This window comes from Azospirillum sp. UFLA03-27, assembly GCF_059803775.1.
The window spans coordinates 1-16162 of record NZ_JAUQTX010000159.1; the positions used below are offsets into that span (position 1 = coordinate 1).

General features: G+C 70.8%; 12 protein-coding genes. 6 read left to right on the plus strand and 6 right to left on the minus strand.

Annotated features, from left to right (window positions below; translation table 11 throughout):
- The first annotated feature begins 197 nt into the window (after positions 1 to 197).
- Positions 198 to 419 (plus strand): hypothetical protein, encoded by a 222-nt coding sequence (locus Q4I23_RS21375; RefSeq protein ID WP_237904767.1) that lies wholly within the window; start codon positions 198 to 200, stop codon positions 417 to 419.
- 24 nt (positions 420 to 443) lie between these two features.
- On the opposite strand, the gene Q4I23_RS21380 is transcribed toward Q4I23_RS21375, so the two are convergent.
- Positions 444 to 3401, minus strand: a complete 2958-nt coding sequence (locus Q4I23_RS21380) for a PAS domain-containing protein (RefSeq protein ID WP_498527533.1) — start codon at positions 3399 to 3401, stop codon at positions 444 to 446.
- A 325-nt stretch (positions 3402 to 3726) separates the two neighbouring features.
- Positions 3727 to 4383 carry a hypothetical protein gene (locus Q4I23_RS21385; RefSeq protein WP_498527534.1) on the minus strand — a complete coding sequence of 219 codons (657 nt, stop codon included), beginning with the start codon at positions 4381 to 4383 and terminating at the stop codon, positions 3727 to 3729.
- 286 nt (positions 4384 to 4669) lie between these two features.
- Here Q4I23_RS21385 and Q4I23_RS21390 point away from each other — a divergent pair, with 286 nt between their 5' ends.
- The 4 genes from Q4I23_RS21390 (at position 4670) to Q4I23_RS21405 (ending at position 10613) form a co-directional block, all read left to right on the plus strand.
- Positions 4670 to 6367, plus strand: a complete 1698-nt coding sequence (locus Q4I23_RS21390; protein WP_498527535.1) for an ATP-binding protein — start codon at positions 4670 to 4672, stop codon at positions 6365 to 6367.
- 52 nt (positions 6368 to 6419) lie between these two features.
- Positions 6420 to 7433, plus strand: coding sequence for an amidoligase family protein (locus Q4I23_RS21395; RefSeq protein WP_498527536.1), 1014 nt, complete (start codon positions 6420 to 6422; stop codon positions 7431 to 7433).
- A gap of 10 nt (positions 7434 to 7443) precedes the next feature.
- On the plus strand, positions 7444 to 8154 hold the full coding sequence (locus Q4I23_RS21400; RefSeq protein ID WP_498527537.1) for a gamma-glutamyl-gamma-aminobutyrate hydrolase family protein: 711 nt from the start codon (positions 7444 to 7446) through the stop codon (positions 8152 to 8154).
- A gap of 128 nt (positions 8155 to 8282) precedes the next feature.
- Positions 8283 to 10613, plus strand: coding sequence for a sensor histidine kinase (locus Q4I23_RS21405; protein ID WP_498527538.1), 2331 nt, complete (start codon positions 8283 to 8285; stop codon positions 10611 to 10613).
- A 59-nt stretch (positions 10614 to 10672) separates the two neighbouring features.
- Here Q4I23_RS21405 and Q4I23_RS21410 read toward each other — a convergent pair whose 3' ends face one another.
- Positions 10673 to 11092 (minus strand): hypothetical protein, encoded by a 420-nt coding sequence (locus Q4I23_RS21410; RefSeq protein ID WP_237904774.1) that lies wholly within the window; start codon positions 11090 to 11092, stop codon positions 10673 to 10675.
- Positions 11093 to 11408: 316 nt separating this feature from the next.
- Here Q4I23_RS21410 and Q4I23_RS21415 point away from each other — a divergent pair, with 316 nt between their 5' ends.
- Positions 11409 to 12992 carry a phospholipase D-like domain-containing protein gene (locus Q4I23_RS21415; protein ID WP_454020090.1) on the plus strand — a complete coding sequence of 528 codons (1584 nt, stop codon included), beginning with the start codon at positions 11409 to 11411 and terminating at the stop codon, positions 12990 to 12992.
- A gap of 21 nt (positions 12993 to 13013) precedes the next feature.
- Here the strand turns inward: Q4I23_RS21415 and Q4I23_RS21420 are convergent, their stop codons facing one another.
- From Q4I23_RS21420 to Q4I23_RS21430, 3 genes are all read right to left on the minus strand, one after another.
- Positions 13014 to 14321 (minus strand): methyl-accepting chemotaxis protein, encoded by a 1308-nt coding sequence (locus Q4I23_RS21420; protein WP_498527539.1) that lies wholly within the window; start codon positions 14319 to 14321, stop codon positions 13014 to 13016.
- A gap of 273 nt (positions 14322 to 14594) precedes the next feature.
- Complete coding sequence (locus Q4I23_RS21425; RefSeq protein ID WP_454020088.1) at positions 14595 to 15335, minus strand: OmpA family protein; 741 nt, start codon at positions 15333 to 15335, stop codon at positions 14595 to 14597.
- A 26-nt stretch (positions 15336 to 15361) separates the two neighbouring features.
- Positions 15362 to 15838 carry a DUF4398 domain-containing protein gene (locus Q4I23_RS21430; RefSeq protein WP_237904778.1) on the minus strand — a complete coding sequence of 159 codons (477 nt, stop codon included), beginning with the start codon at positions 15836 to 15838 and terminating at the stop codon, positions 15362 to 15364.
- Positions 15839 to 16162: the final 324 nt, after the last annotated feature.

The window sequence follows — 16162 nt, forward strand, 5'->3', positions numbered from 1 at the left end:
GTTATAGTCTCGTGGGCTCGGAGATGTGTATAAGAGACAGGCCTGACCTTCGTTGGAAGGGCCGAAGGGAAGCTCTTGCAACCAAAGGCTTATTGGGATGCTTGCGTGCCCAATCCATATACCAACTGAACAAACCGCGACGGGTGTATGCCGTTCTTTTGGGCACCACAGAGGGGAGGCCGGACAGGATGCGCTCCATGGACCCGATGAACCCGCCGATGAACGCGATGGACCGCCAGCGGACGCTGGACTATTTCGAACGACTCGGCCGGGACAAGGTACGGCTGTACAGCGCCATCGACTGCGACCGTTACCTGGGCGGCTGGCAGGTGCGCGAATTGGCCGACCAGTGGCTGGCGGAGAAGGCCGAGGAGGAGCGCCCGGTGCCGTTGTGGCGGCGGATCGTCCGGCGGCGCTGACGCCACCGCACTGTCTTCCTCTGTTTACGCCGCCCCGGCGCTGGCCATCATCTTGCGCAGGTCGTTGGGGAAGACCGGCTTGTGCAGGATGCTGAAGCCGTTGCGGCGGGCCTCGTCCAGCCGTTCCGGGGCGGTGTCGCCGGTCAGGATGATGCCCGGCACGTCCTTGCCGACCAGACCCTGCACCGCGGCCAGCGCTTCCGGACCGGTCCGCCCCTGCTGGAGTTGATAGTCGGCCAGAACGATCTGCGGGCGGCGTCCGTCGGCGCGCAGCCGCTCCAGCGCCTGATCGCCCGACCGCGCGGTCAACACGCTGTAGCCCCAGCCCTCCAGCATCGCCTTCAGGCCGAGCAGGATGATCGCCTCGTCGTCGATGACCAGCACCATGCCCTTGGTCGCGCAGTCGTTGGCAGCCTGCCGGAAGAGGTCCATCGCGGGCGGCGGGACGGCGGCGCGGGGCCTCTCCACGACGACGCGCGGCATCTCCACCGAGAAGACGGAGCCGATCCCCTCCTTCGAGCGCACGCGGACGCGATGGTCGAGCAGCTTCGACAGGCGCTTGACGATGGCGAGGCCGAGGCCCAGCCCGCGGTCGCCGCTGCCCTGGATCTGGGTGAACTCCTCGAAGATGTCCTCCAGCCGGTCGGCGGGGATGCCGACGCCGCTGTCCCAAACCTCGACGCGCAGACGGTCGGGGCCGCTGCGGCGGCAGCCGATCAGGATGCGGCCCTGGCGGGTGTAGCGCAGCGCGTTCTCGATCAGGTTGCGCAGGATGCGCTCCAGATGCGACGGGTCGGTGCGCACCCAGGCCCGCGTCGGGACGGCGCGCAACTCCAGCCCCTTCTGGGCGGCGCGCGGCGCGTATTCGGCGACCAGACGGCCCAGGACCTGACCCAGCCGCACCTCCGCCGGGTTGGCGGCGATCTTGCCGGATTCCAGCCGCGACATGTCGAGCAGGCCGTCCAGCAGACCCTTCAGCGTGTCCAGCGCCTGACGCATGTTGTCGAGCAGCGGCAGGCTGGGGTGGCCCTGCAGGCGGTCACCCAGCGCGGCGGCGAAGAGGTAGAGCGACTGCACGGGCTGGCGCAGGTCGTGGCTGGCGACGGCCAGGAACTTCGACTTGCCGGCGGCGGCGTGCTCCGCCTCCTCCCGCGCGCGGCGCAGGTCGGCCTCGGCCTGCTTGCGGCCGGTCACGTCCACGGCGGCGCAGGTGATTCCGGCCAGCGCGCCGTCCGGGCCGCGCAGCGGGTCGATGGTCATGTCGTAGAAATGGTCCTGCCCGGCGTGGCGGATGCGGACCTCCTCGCGCACGCCCTCGCCGGTCTCCAGCGCGCGGCGCTTGATGGCGGTCAGGGCTTCGGCGTCGACGGCGTCCTCGAACACCTCGAAATCCGTCTTCCCGACGACGCGCTCCGCCGTGTAGCCAAGGGCGGGGTTGTGCATCCAGGTGTAGCGCAGGGCGCAATCCTGGTTGAACACCACGACGCCGGAGTTGCGCAGCGCCGTGCGGAAGCGCTCGTTGGCGACGCGCAGCGCCTCCTCGGTGGACTTGCGCTCGGTGATGTCGATGCCCGAGACGATCAGGTGGGTGATCCGGCCGTCGGCTCCCCGCATCGGGGTGACCCGCATCTCCATGATCGCCGCGCGGTCTCCGGCGATGCGCACCGGCGCGTCGAAGCGCGCGGAGTCGCCATCGGCCGCGCGCTCCACCGCCGTGCGCAGGCGGTCGCCCGCGGCGCCGGCGAAGGCGCGCCGGCAGGCCTCGTGGAAGGGGTGACCGACGATCTGCTCGACCGGCAGGCCGGCGGCCTGGACGGCGGTCTGGTTGACCTGAAGCACGTCGCCCGCCGGGCTCAGCACGCCGATGAAGGTGGGCAGGGCGTCCAGGACGGCGCGCAGATGCTCCTCCGAGCCGCGCAGCGCGCGCTCGCGGGCCTCCAGCGTCTCGGCCATGGCGTCGAAGGCGCGGCCGAGCTGGCCGATCTCCGACTTGCGGTCCACCAGACCGGCCCGCGCGCTGGAATTGCCCGCGCTCCACCCCTGGGTGGCGCGGATCAGCGCCTCGACCGGGCGGCGGATGAACAGGGTGCCGCCGATCCAGGCGGCCAGGATGGCGACCACCAGACCGGTCAGCGTCATCAGCAGGCCCTGGCGGGTGGCGCGGTCGATGGTGCCGGCCACGGCGGTGTGGTCGAGTCCGACGCTGATGAACAGGTCACGCGTGCCCTGGCGGGACGGCGAATAGGCGAGCACCCGCGCCACCCCGTCCATTCCCGGCAGGGTGATGACGCCGCCGCGCGGTTCGCCCAGCAGGTTCATATAGGGCTGCGGCACGCGCTCGCCGCGCTGGGCGATGCCGTTGGGCAGCTTGACCAGGATGGTGCCGTTGCGGTCGGTGACCAGCAGGCTGGCGTTCTCGGGCAGGGGGCGCGCCGCGAAGTTGGTGGCCAGCCAGGGCAGGTCGAGGCCGAGCGTCACCACCCCGGCGACCGTGCCGGCCTCGTCGCGGAAGGGAACGGCGAAGGGCAGCATGGCGGTGCCGGGCTCCGCCGCCGGGCCGGGAGTCGCCCATTCGCCGACGACGAAGCGGCCTTCCTTCAACGCGCGTCGGACGTAGGGAAGGTCGACGGCGGCGGGGGCGTTGCTGGGGATGGCGCTGCACAGAACGGCGCCGTCGCGGTCCAGGACGGTCAGGTTGCGGTATTCGGGGGCGCGTTGGGCCAACCGGATCAGATGGGCCTGGCACTGGGCATAGTCGCCGGACCGCAGAGCGGCCGATTCCGCGATGGAGGTGACCATCAGCCGCGCGCCGTCGACGATCCGCGCCTGCTCTCCCTCGACCAGATGCAGCAGCCGTTGGGCCTGGGCCGCGACTTCCTCGGCGCGTTCCGCACGGAACTGGAACACGCTGTAGGCCTGGATGCCCAGGGCCGGCAGGACGGCCAGAAGCACCAGGAGGAAAAGGCGGGCCAGCAAGGTCATCGTGTCACAGGCTCCCATCGGGCGGGAAAGCAGTCGGAACCAAAAGTCCGCTATCGTTTCGCCTGTGTTCCGAATAACCTTTGCATGGTTAAATCGCAGTTAATGAGCGGGATTTATTTTCTTTCAGGCCGGCAACTTACAGGGTTTCCGTAGGCAATAAAGAGGTAGTTTGGATGGGGGCATTGAAGATTTACTTATGAAGTTCTCCTAAAATTTTTAGAATTCTGTTATCGAAGGGGGTAATCACCAATCCTTTCGATGAGGGAACCGACGCAGGTCGGCACCGGGTGCCTCCGGGACAAGGCACCCGGTGCGTCGTGGCGGGTCAGGCCAGCGTATCCACGCCCTGCGAACCGCGCGGCGCCAGGGATGAAAAAGCCTTCTGCGCCTCTGACAGATCACCCGACTGAAGCGCGCCGCTCATGCTTTGCAGGGCCGTCTTGAACAGGTCGGCCACCGACGAGGAGGAGGATGAGGAGGAGGACGCGTCGTCGTCCGACGTCTCCTGCAGGAAGGAAAGCAGCGACGAGACGGACTCCTGCGCGCCCGACAGGTCGCCGGATTGCAGGGCCTGCGACAGACCGCCCATGGCGTCCTTCATCACGTCCGGCGGCCCATCCGCGCCGCCCGGCGGCGGGCCGGGAGGCGGACCGCCAGCACCGCCGGGGCCGCCCTGTCCCTTGGCGCCCTTCCGACCGTTCGCTTCGAAGGCCTGCTGGACCTGCGAGACGTCTCCGGTCTGCAGCGCGTCGCCCACGGTGGTCAGCATCTTGTTGAGGGGGGAGTTGGCGTCGGACGCCGAACCGCTCTGGCTTTGCAGTTTGGACAGCGAATCATAGGCGCTCTGGATCGAATCGAGGTCACCGGATTTCACGGCGTCCTTCAACTGATGCATGCCGTCGCGGATGTCCTTGCCCGGTCCGGCGGCCCGCTGCTGGGCGATGCCGGACATGGCCGATGACGTCACGCTTGAGATGGACATGGCGTTCTCCTTCGTCCTGTGCCGGACTCCGCCGTGCGGACGGAGTTTGGTCTGGACGGGGCGGGTTGCGGATGCCGGATTGGACGCGCGTCCGCCGCGACTCCTGCGCGGCGTCCAGAAAATATTTATCTGCAACTCTTTGGCGAAGCGTTACCTTGGGTGGATGTGCGTGTCTGCCACAACCCACGGTGAATGCGGAAAGCACGCCGCCGCTGAACCGGATCACCCGCTTCCAGAGGAGCAGGGGCGTGCTACAGTGCACACCCCGCCGCTCCGGAAGACCCGCTTGCCCTTGAAGTCCCATCATCGTCCGCTGGTTCTTCTGGTGCTGGCCGCGCTGCTGCCGCTGGTTGTCCTGTCCGCGGTTCTCGGCGGCGCCTGGCTGCGCGGGCAGCAGAGCGCGATGGAAGCCAACGCCGTCGCCCTTGTGGACCGCCTGTCGGCCCTTGTGGACCGCGAGTTGTCCGCGCAGACGGACGCGCTGAAGGCGGTGGCGGCGTCGCCCCTGCTGGACAGTTTGGCCACGGGCCATGAGGTCGATGCCGTGACCTTCTTCGAATACGCCGAGCGGGTGCAGAGCGCGCTTCCCCTGTGGTCGACCATCGTCCTCAGCGATGTCGAGGGCAACCGGCTGGTCGACGCTCCCTTCCTGGTGGGCGGTGTCCGGGGCAGGGTGCTGGAGATGGACAGCCATCGGCGCGTGGTGGAGACGGGCAAGCCGGCGGTCGGCACGATCCTGCGCGGCCCGCGCGGCGGCTACGCCTTCCCCATCCGCGTTCCGGTGACGCGCAACGGCGCGCCGGTCGCCGTCCTCTCGGCGGTGGTGATGCCGGAGGCATTCCAGAGCCTTCTGTTCGGCAACCGCCTGCCGACGGGCTGGATCGCTGCGGTCATAGACGCCGAAGGGCGTCTGGTGGCACGGGCCGGCGGCGACGCGGACATGATCGGGCGCCACGCCAGCGAAAACGCGCTCCGCGCCCGCCGCGCCGCCGGCAGCGGCGTCTATGAGGGAATGAGCCTGGAGGGCGTGTCGACGGTGGTCGCCTTCCGCACGCTGCCCGACTACGGGTGGTCGGTTCACTTCGCCATCCCGCAGGACGCCTATCGGGCACCGGTCTCCAACGCGCTGTGGCTGGCCGGGGCGGGGGCGTTGGCCAGCCTGTTGATGGCCGGCGCCTTCCTGTTGCTCCTCGCCCGCGAGTTGCGGCTGCGCCGCCGCCAGGAGGCGGCGCGGGAGGAAAGCCTGCGGCTGGAGGCCCTGGGCCGCATGACCGGCGGCGTCGCCCACGACATCGCCAATCTGCTGACCGTGGTGATGAGCGGCATCGCCGCCATCCGCAGCCGTCCCGACGATCCGGAGCGCATCGCCCGCGTGCTGCCCGAGATCGAGGGTGCCGTGGCGCGCGGGCAGGCGCTGATGCGGCAGATGGCCGCCTTCGGCCGGCGCAGCGTCTATGAGCCGGTGCCCTTCCGCCTTCAGGGCCGCAAGGCGTCTTTGGAGGCCCTGCTGGCGCGCTCCGCCGGCAGCGCGGTGGACACCGTCCTGATCGTTCCGGACGACCTCTGGCCGATCATCGCCGATCCGGACGCCATGGAGGTGGCGCTGCTCAATCTGGCGGTGAACGCGCGCGACGCCATGGCGGAGGGTGGCGCGCTGACCGTCATGGCGGAAAACCGCGCCCTGCCGGGGCGGCGGAGCGACGACACCGGCCTGACCGGCGATTTCGTGGCGCTGGCCGTCCGCGACACCGGAACCGGCATCCCGCCGGAGCATCTGCGCCGCATCTTCGAACCCTTCTTCACCACCAAGCCAGATGGCAAGGGGACCGGGCTGGGGCTCAGCCAGGTCTTCGGCTTCGCCCGGCAGTCGGGCGGGACGGTCACGGTGACCAGCACGGTCGGGGCCGGCACCACCGTCACGCTCTATCTGCCGCGGGCGGCGACGGACGATGGTGCCGGCCGACCCGGGCCGCAGCCGGAATAGTGATGAGGGCGGCGGGGAACCGCCATGCCGCGCGCCGTGTTGAACGGGCGCCATGGACACCGCATTCCGCACGCCCCCCCATTCCACCACGACGGACGGCGCCCCGCGCACGGTCGGCGTGGAGGTCGAATTCGCCAACCTTGACGCCCCGTCCGCGGCGGCGGTGGTGCGTGGCCTTTACGGCGGCGCGCTGGAGCCGGAGAGTCCACACCGCTGCCGGGTGACCGGCACGCGGCTGGGCGATTTCGCGGTGGAGCTGGACATGCGCTCCGCGCATCCGGGCAAGCCGGAGGCCGGCAATGCGGAAGACGGCGACGCCGGTCCGCTGGGAAAAGTGGTGGGCAAGGCGGTGGATGGCATGGTGGAGGCGCTGCGGCCCTGGTGGGGCAACATCGGCAGCCTCGTCATGCCCTTCGAGATCGCCGCCCCGCCCATTCCCATCGCCCGGCTGGCCGAACTGGAACCCCTGTTCATCGCCCTGAGCGCCCAGGGGGCCGCCGGCACGGACGCCAGCCCGCTGTTCGCCTTCGGCCTGCACCTGAACCCGCAGGTGGCGCGCACCGACGGCGCGTATGTGCTGGACCATCTGAAGGCCTTCCTGCTGCTGGCCCCCTGGCTGCGCCGCGAGATCCGCGTGGACCCGACCCGGCGCCTGACCGGGTTCATCGCCGCCTTCCCGACGGACTACGCGGTGAAGGTGGTCGATCCCGCCTACCGTCCCGACCTCGACGGGCTGATCGGCGACTATCTGGAGGCCAATCCAACCCGCAACCGCGAGTTGGACCTGTTTCCGCTGTTCGCCCATCTCGCCCCGGAGACGATGGCGGCCAAGCTGAACGACCCGCATGTGCGGCCCCGCCCGACCTTCCATTACCGTCTGCCGAACGCCCGGCTGGGCGACCCGGACTGGAGTCTGGCCCAGGACTGGAACCGCTGGGTCGCGGTGGAGGACTTGGCGGCTGACCGCGACCGGCTCGACGCGCTGGGGGCTGACTTCCGCGCCTTCGCCGCGCGCAAGGCGCTGGACGGCTGGGCCGCCGAGGCGGGCCGGCGGCTTGCCGTCTGACGGGGGCGACATGGCCGCCTTCATCGCAAGGGGACGCCCCCTGATCGGAGTCACCGCGTCGGTGCACGGCAGCCGCATCGCCTGGTGGGCGAACCGTCTGGCGCTGCGCCGCGCCGGGGCGCGGGCGGTGCGCATCACGGCGCGCGACCCCTTTCCCATCGAGCGGCTGGACGGCCTGGTGGTCGGCGGCGGCGACGACATCGATGCCGCCCTCTACGGCGAGACCGCCCTCCCGAAGATGCGCATCGACCCGGAGCGCGACCGATTGGAGCTGTGCGCGCTGGACGGCGCGGCGGCGCGGCGGCTTCCCGTGCTGGGCATCTGCCGGGGCTCGCAGATGATCAACGTGCACCGCGGCGGCTCGCTGCTCACCGACATCCATGAAGTGTACGAGGAGGCGCCGCGCCTGCGCACCGTCCTGCCGCGCAAGCGCATCCGCATCGACCCGCGCAGCCATCTCTACCGCATCCTAGGCATCGCCGAATGCCGGGTCAACGCGCTGCACCATCAGGCGGTGGACCGGCTGGGCGACGGCCTGCGCGTGGTGGCGCGCGAGACGGTGGGGATCGTCCAGGGGATCGAGGCGATCCACCACCCCTTCCTGATCGGGGTGCAGTGGCATCCCGAATATCTGGTCGCCGACCAACGCCAGCAGGCGCTGTTCCGCACCCTGGCCGCCACCGCCGCCGGTGCGGCCAGCCTGGAGGACGCCGCGGCCTAGTGATCGCTCCTTCTGTGCAACCGCTCCCTAACTGTTCGTTGTGCCACCATTTCCCTCGCGCGCGGAAGCGGTTATCCTAACGATCGGGCCTAACGATCGGGCCGCCGCAACGGCGGAGGGGCAAGGGCGTGACGGAGAGACAGACGGGCCGGCGGCTTCGGCTGCACACGGTGACGATGATCACCGCGCTGGCCACGGCGTTTCTGATGGCCGGGCTGACGCTCGGGGTGGGCGGCGCCTTCGTCCGGGTGCTCGACCTCGCGGAGGAGGCGGACCGCGCCATCGTGCCCCAGATCGCCCGCCAGCACCAATACGCCGTCTTCGCCGCCCGCATGGGCCAGCTCGCCGAGGCCGTCCTGCGCTCCCGCTCGCCGGAGGAGCGGGCCGGCGCCCTGGCCGAGGTGGAGGGCGTGTCGCAACGCTTCGCGGCGGACGCGGCGGCCCCGGAACTGCTGCAACGGCTTGAGCAGGCCATCCAGGCGGTCCGCCGCACCGCGGAGCGGGCCGACGCCATCGACGCCCTGGCGGCCCGGGCCGTCGCCCTGCAGCGCAAGGGGGACGAGGCGTTCCTCAGCCTGCTGCGCTCCGGCGCGCCCCTGGCGGTGCAGGAGCCCTACCACCGCGCGCTGGAGGCGCTGGCCGCCGGCCTGGTCGCGACGGACACGGAACAGCTTGCCGATGAGGTCGCCCGCTTCCACGAGCACGCCGCCGCGGTGGTGAACGCGCTGATCCCGCTGGAGCCGGGGGACCGGGCGCCGCTGGCCCGCACGGCGCGCGACCTCGACGGGCTGGGCGAGCTGTTCACCCTGCGCCGGACCATCCTGTCGGAGGCGGGGCTGATGGGGCTGGAGACGGAAATCGCCCACGGCGTGCTGAACGACCTCAGCGGCAGCCTGACCGACGCCGCCGCGACCAACACGCGGCGCATCGCCGACACCTTGACCGATCAGGCGCGCAGCGGCCTGTGGATCGTGCTGGTCGGGCTGGGCATCGCCTCGGCGGTGCAGACGGTGCTCTACGTGCTGCTACGCGTTCATGTGGTTCGCCCGATCCGCCGCGCCTCGCAGGCGTTGGCCATGGTGCAGAAGGAGCGCCGGACCGTCCGCCTGCCGCCGGCCCTCTTCGCCGAGCTTCAGGCCATCTCCACCAGCGTGGAGCGGTTCGGCACGGCGCTGGTGGAAACCCACGCCTATGCCGAGGCGCTGAAGGCGGGGGAGGAGCGGATGCGTGCGATCCTGGCGGCCTCGCCCTTTCCCATCGTGATCGCGCGGCGGTCGGACGACGCCGTCCTGTTCGCCAACCCGCAGGCCGAGGCGCTGTTCGGGACCGGGGGGCCGCGGCTGGCGCTGACGCGCAACGCGCGCTTCTTCGTCCGCCCGTCCGACGCCGCCCGACTGTCCCGTCTGGTGGCCGAGCAGGGGGCGGCGAGCGATCTGGAGATGGAGATGCGCACCGCCGGGGGGCGGCCCTTCTGGGCGATGATCTCCGCGGTGGAGATCCGCGACGTGGACGAGCCGGCCATCCTCATCGCCGTCAACGACATCACCCTGCGCAAGCGGTCGGAGGAGGAGACGGAGGCCGCCAAGCAGCGCGCCGAGAGCGCCCTGGCCGACCTGCGCGACACCCAGGCCCACCTGATCCAGGCGGAGAAGATGGCCTCGCTCGGCGGGATGGTGGCGGGGGTGGCGCATGAAGTGAACACGCCGGTGGGCATCGCCCTGACCGGCATCACCCACTTGGCCGACCAGACCCGCAAGGTGGTCCGCGGGGTCGAGGCCAACACGCTGCGCCGCGCCGACTTCACCGGCTACCTGACCACCGCGGGGGAGGCCTGCCGGCTGATCGAGAGCAACCTGAACCGCGCCGCCGAGCTGATCCAGAGCTTCAAGCAAACCGCCGTGGACCAGACCAGCGAGGAGCGGCGCCGCGTCGATCTGGCCGCCTACCTGGACGACGTGCTGACCAGCCTACGCCCGCGGCTGAAGCAGACTCCCCACCGCGTGGTGATCGACTGTCCGGCGGGCCTGTGGGTGGACAGCTATCCCGGCGCTCTGTTCCAGGTCCTGACCAACCTGACCATGAACGCGGTGGTCCACGCCTATCCGGACGGGCAGGCCGGCACGCTGACCGTCGCCGTGACCCGCCCCACCCCGCAGGAGGTCGAGCTGCGCTTCTGCGATGACGGTTGCGGCATTCCCGCCGCGCATCTGGGGCGCGTCTTCGACCCTTTCTTCACGACGCGGCGTGGCGAGGGGGGAAGCGGGCTCGGCCTGCACATCGTCTACAACATCGTGACCACCCGCCTGCGCGGCAGCATCCGGGTGGAAAGCCGGGAGTGCGGCCAGGAGAGCGCCCAGAAGAGTGGAGGCACCTGCTTCGTCCTGCGCTTCCCCATCGAGGCCCCTCCCGTGGTTGATGCCGGCGAACCGGCTGCGATCAGGCCGGAGCCCGCAATCTGAAACGAAAAAAGGCGCGCCGGAGGTCCCGGCGCGCCCTTCGCTGCAAAGCTTGAAGGCCGTTATTTGCTGCCGTCCGGGCCGCAATTCGGGGTGCCCGGCGGGCAGTGGGTGCCGGTCGCGGTCTGGTTGTCGCGGGCCGGGTTGCTGCTGGTGGCGCTGCCCAGGCCCGACGGCGCGGTGGTCTGGCCCTGCCAGGTGCCGCCCGACGAGCCGCTGCCCATGGTGCCGTTGCCCATGGTGCTGCCCGACGAACCGGGCACGGTGGTCCCCGGGGTGTTCATGGTGCCGGTCGAGCCGGCGGTGCCCGGCGTGGTGACGCTGCCCGGGGTGGATCCGGGGCCGGAGGTGCTCAGGCCGGTGGACGGCGATGTGGTGGTGCTGGGAACGGTCGGGCTCACGGCGGTGCCGCCCGACTGGGCGACGGCGGAGCCGGCCATCAGGGCGAGGGCCGACGCGGCGGCGATCAACAGGGTACGCATCCTCATCTCTCCATCTGGTGGCGGCGCCCTTTGGCCGGGCGCCTTCCTGGCGGGGGTTTCAGTCCGGCGTCCTGCGGCGCGCCCGTCCCCCATTCGCCCATCCCCAACAGAAGGCCCGGCGCATCGTTGCGGAGAAACCGGACGGTCATCCAATCTTTTGGTCCGATCTTTTGGCGAGCCGCCCGCCGTCCGGGCGTTCCGTCCGCCCCCACCCAGATGCGGATGCCGGGCGATTCCGGAGCAGCCGGTCGCCTTGCGGAACAGGCCGCCCCCGCAAGAGTTGACGCAAGCACCGCTACGGCACGTCGAGGCAGGAATGAGCGAACATCGGGATGCGGCGGACCTTGCCGGGGCGCGGCCCATCCTGCGCCCCGGCGCCACCTGCTGGCGGACCGAGCGCGCGGACCGGGTGGCCGTGCTGGTCGACGGCGCCGCCTTCTTCGCGGCGGTGCGCGCCGCCTTGCTGCGGGCGCGGCGGTCGGTGATCCTGCTCGGCTGGGACATCGATCCGCGGATGCGCCTCGACCCCCACGACCCGGAAACGCTGGGCGATTTCCTTGCCCGCCTGATCCATCACCGCCCGTCGCTGCAGATCCACGCGCTGAAGTGGGACATGCCGTTCCCCATTTCGCTGGAGCATCCCCACGGACCGCTGGAGCGGCTGAATCGGCGCACCGGCCCGCGGCTGACACTGGAACTGGACGACGCCCTGCCGGTGGGCGCGGCGCAGCACCAGAAGCTGGTGGTGGTCGACGACGCGCTGGCCTTCTGCGGCGGCATCGATCTGGCCGGCGACCGCTGGGACACGCCCGAGCATCGCGACAACGACCCGCGCCGCCGCTGGCCGACCGGGGAGCTTCACGCCCCGCGCCACGACGTGATGATGGCGGTGGACGGCCCCGCCGCCCGCGCGCTGGGGCTGATGGCGCGCGAGCGCTGGAGCCACGCCACGGGGCAGGCGCTGCCGCCCCCGCCGCCGGACGTTGTTTCGGATGGGGGCGCCGATCCCTGGCCGGAGGGGCTGCACCCGCTGATCACCGACGCGGATGTGGGCATCGCCCGCACGCTTCCCGACTGTCTGGTCGGCCGTCCGGTCCGCGAGAACGAGGCGCTGACCTTCGCCGCCATCGCCGAGGCGCGCCACAGCATCTACTTGGAGAACCAATATTTCGCCTCCTTCCGCGTGGCCGAGGCGTTGGCCCGGCGGCTGCACGAGCCGGACGGGCCGGAGGTGGTCGTCGTCGTCCCCATGGAAAGCCCGAGCTGGTTCGACCGCATGGCCATGGACACGCCGCGCGGCGTGGTGCTTCAGGAGCTGCGCGCCGCCGACCGTCATGGGCGGCTGCGCGCCATGACCCCGCTGACCGAGGGCGGCAACGGCATCGTCGTGCATTCCAAGCTGATGGTGGTGGACGACCGGCTGCTGCGCATCGGGTCGAGCAACCTGAACAACCGTTCCATGGGCTACGACACGGAATGCGATCTGGCGGTGGAGGCGCCGCCCGGCGACCGCAGCACCGCCAGCGCCATCGGCGCGGTGCGCAACCGCCTGCTGGCCGAGCATATGGGCGTGGACCCGTCGGAGATGACCGCCGCCGTCCGCGCCACCGGCCGTCTGGTGGCCGCCATCGACCGGTTGAACAAACCGTCCGGACGCCGTCTGGCGCCGCTGCCCGACACCGATCCCGGCCTGACCGAGCAGGCCTTCGCCGCCCTGCGCATCGCCGATCCCGACCGTCCGGAGGAGGCCTGGGCCGTGTGGAAGCGCATGCCTCCGGCCCCGGCGCCGGCCCGCTCCCTGACCCGCGCGGTGGGGGCGGCCCTGTTCACCGCCGGGGCGATCGCCGGGGTCTACGCCGTCGCGCGGGCGATGGTCGAGACCGAGCGCGGCGACCGCTGAGCGGCGCGGCGCACAGGTCGGTCAGGCGGCGCGCTTCCGGATGGCGGACAGGCCGCGCAGATCCTCCTCCAGCCCGTTCAGCCGGGCCAGCCCGCCGCTGATCGCGTCCAGCTCCCGCCGCAGCCCCTCGGGAACGCGCAGGTCCCCGGCGAAACCGGCCAGCGTGTCGGCCAGGGAGTCACCCAGCCGGTCCAGCTCGCCCATCAGCCGCCGCTCGTGCCCGGCGACGTCCTGCTGGCCGGCGCTGAGGCTTTGCAGGCGGTCGGCCAGATCGGACAGCAGCGCGTGCTCGGCGGCCACCTTCGCCTGGGCGTCCTGCCCGGCGATCTGTTGGGCGATCGCCTGCTGCATGCGGTCGATGCCCTTCTGGATCACCTGGATGGCCTCGTTCGACTGGCGGGCCAGATCGCGCACCTCGTTCGCCACCACGCGGAAGCCGTGGCCGTACTCCCCGGCCCGCGTCGCCTCGATGGCGGCGTTCAACGCCAGCATGTTGGTGGCGGACATGATGCGGGTGATGGCGTTGACCGAATCCTCCAGCGCGCGGGACTCCGCGACGATCTGCTCGAACCGCGTCAGGTCGGAAGTCGCCTCCGCCCGGCGGCGGTCCAGATGCTCCTGGAGGCTGGCGAGAAGCGTGTGGTTCTCCGTCGCGCAGCGCTGGGCGTCGTCGTGGCGGCCGGCGATCTGCACCCCGCTGTCGCGGATGAAGCCGACCAGGGCGGCCACCGCGTCCTGCGTGTCGGACAGGCGGGCGCACAGGGCCTGCACCTCCCGCTCCGCCTGATCGAGCGCCCCGCCGACGCGGGCCTTGGCCAGTTCCACCGCCTGCGGCACCTCGGCGATGGCGCGCTCCGCCTCCGGCGGGATGCCCTGGGGGCGGCGCGCGAAGGCCAGCCGGGCGGCGCACAGGCTGCCGAACTCGTCCAGCGGGCCGTCCATGCCGTTGTCGCGCAGCAGGCGCCGCCACTCCTCCGAATCCCGGTGCAGGGTGACGAAGAGGCGGTTGGCCTCGTCCGTCGTCAGCGTCTCGCCGTCGAAGGTCAGACGCTCGTGCGGAATGAAGTTGAACAGCGAGCTGACCATGGTCCGCCGCGTTTCCAGAACCCAGTACTGGACGACCATCACCACCATGATGGTGACGATCATGCCGAGCGCCGCCGCCGGCCCCTCCGGCACGCCGAAACGGTGCAGCGTGGCGTTCCACAGTGGGTTGAGGAGAACCACCACCACGATCACCGGCAGGCCGATGATGAGGAGAAGCAGAGCCTGCGCCTTCAAAAATCCCCTGCTGAGCATCGCTCCCTCGTCACCCTGTCCAGTGGTCATTCCGAATCCCCGCGCAATCAAAAGGACGCCGTGGTCCCTCATGTTCGCGCATCGTAAAACCACACACCGTAAAAGGTAAAGAAGCATTGATTTTGCCCTGCATTCGAGACAATTTTCCCGAATGACCGCGCTTCCGGCGCTATGGTGATGCGGGACGGGAAAGTCGGAACAGGAAAAACAACCGAAATCAGGCCGGAATAGAAGCGGGCGAGCCGTTTCCGGCCCGCCCGTTCTTGTTCAAGCGCAATGTGCGTCAAATGGCAGCATGGCCCGTCAGGAGCGCGTCTCCGCCACCGAGCCCGGCTCGGAGATCACGATGTCCACCCGCCGGTTCTGCTGGCGTCCCGACTCCGTGCTGTTGGATGCGACCGGCTGGGCCGACCCCAGGCCCTGGGCGGCGATGCGGCTGGGGTTGACGCCGCGCGCGGTGAGCGCGTCGCGCACCGCCATGGCCCGCTCCTCCGACAGACGCAGATTAGTGGCCGACGAGCCGGTGGTGTCGGTGTAGCCCTCGATCCGCACGGTCCGTTCCGGATTGCGCTGGAGGAAGTTGGCGAGTTCCCCCAGCCGCGCGTCGGCGCCGGAGGTCAGCCGCGCGCTGCCGGTGGCGAACAGCACGTCGCCCAGCGACATCACCAGCCCGCGCTCCGTCCGCTCCGCCTGAAGGGCACGGATCTGGTCCTGGAGGCGGTAGGTCTCGGCGTTGGCGACGACCTGCTGCGCGCCCTTCATCGCCGCCACGTCCTGGGCGATCTGGAGCTGCCGGTTGGCGAGATAGGCCTGATGGTCCATCTCCGCGGTGTTGCCGTCGCTGCGCGCCCGCTCGCCGCGCTGCAGCGCCTCTTCGGCGCGGCGCAGCTCCAGCGTGGCGTTGCTCGCCAGCTGCGGGTTGGCGGCGGCGCCGGAATAGGACTGGCGCGCCTGGGCCAGGGCCGGGGTGTCGTCCGGGGTGGCGCAGGCGCCGAGCGACAGGGCGACGACGCCGAGCGACGCCAGAGCCAAGCTTTTCCTCACCGTTTGGGACTTCCTTGTGGTGTGCATCACGGCGTGCCCTCCAGCGTGCGCGGGGAGTCCCAGGTCGAGGTTCCGCTCATGCCCGACGGGGCCAAGGGAGCGGTGGCGGACGCGGCGGGCGCCCGGCCCGGAACCGAAGCGCCCGGCATACCGGTGTTGGGCAGGCCGGCGTTGGGGTTGGCGAGTGTGCGCACCGCGCTGGCGGCCTGCTGCGCCGTCGCCCGCTGCGAGCGCACGGTGGCGAGTTCGGCGTCGGCCTGCGCCTGCTCGGCGAGGCGGCGGGCCTGGGTCCGCTCGTCCTCGCGCATGGCGGCGTCGGCGGCGGCCAGCTTCTCGCGGGCGGACTGGAACTCCGCGGGGGCGTGCTGGAGGGCGCCGGCCCGTTCGGCCTGCTGGATGGCCTGCGCCGAGGCGCCGAGCTGGGCGGTCGGCGGTGGCACGCTGCCGGCGCAGGCGGCCAGACCGACCGACGCCGACAGGATGACGGCGGCCCTCCATCCCACCCTGGGCCATCCGAATGTCGAAGTGCTGTTGCGGTTCATGCTGCGGCTTCCCGAATGACCGCGGCGCACGGCCGCGGGAGAGTGAACGCCGCTCCAACGCGCCGCCGGGTGGAAGGTTCCTTGTCCGCACATCCGCACCGGGAAACGCCCCGCTTGCGCACAAAAAAGACGGCCGGGGGAGTGCCCCGGCCGCAAGGTCTGCCTGGATGGGAGGGTGGATGGGGAAGGACTTACTTCTGGATGCCGGTGACCTGCTGCTGGGCCTTGTTGCCGATGCCGGCGGCGAGGTTGGAGACGGTGCCGAGGTTCTGGTTGAACAGGGCG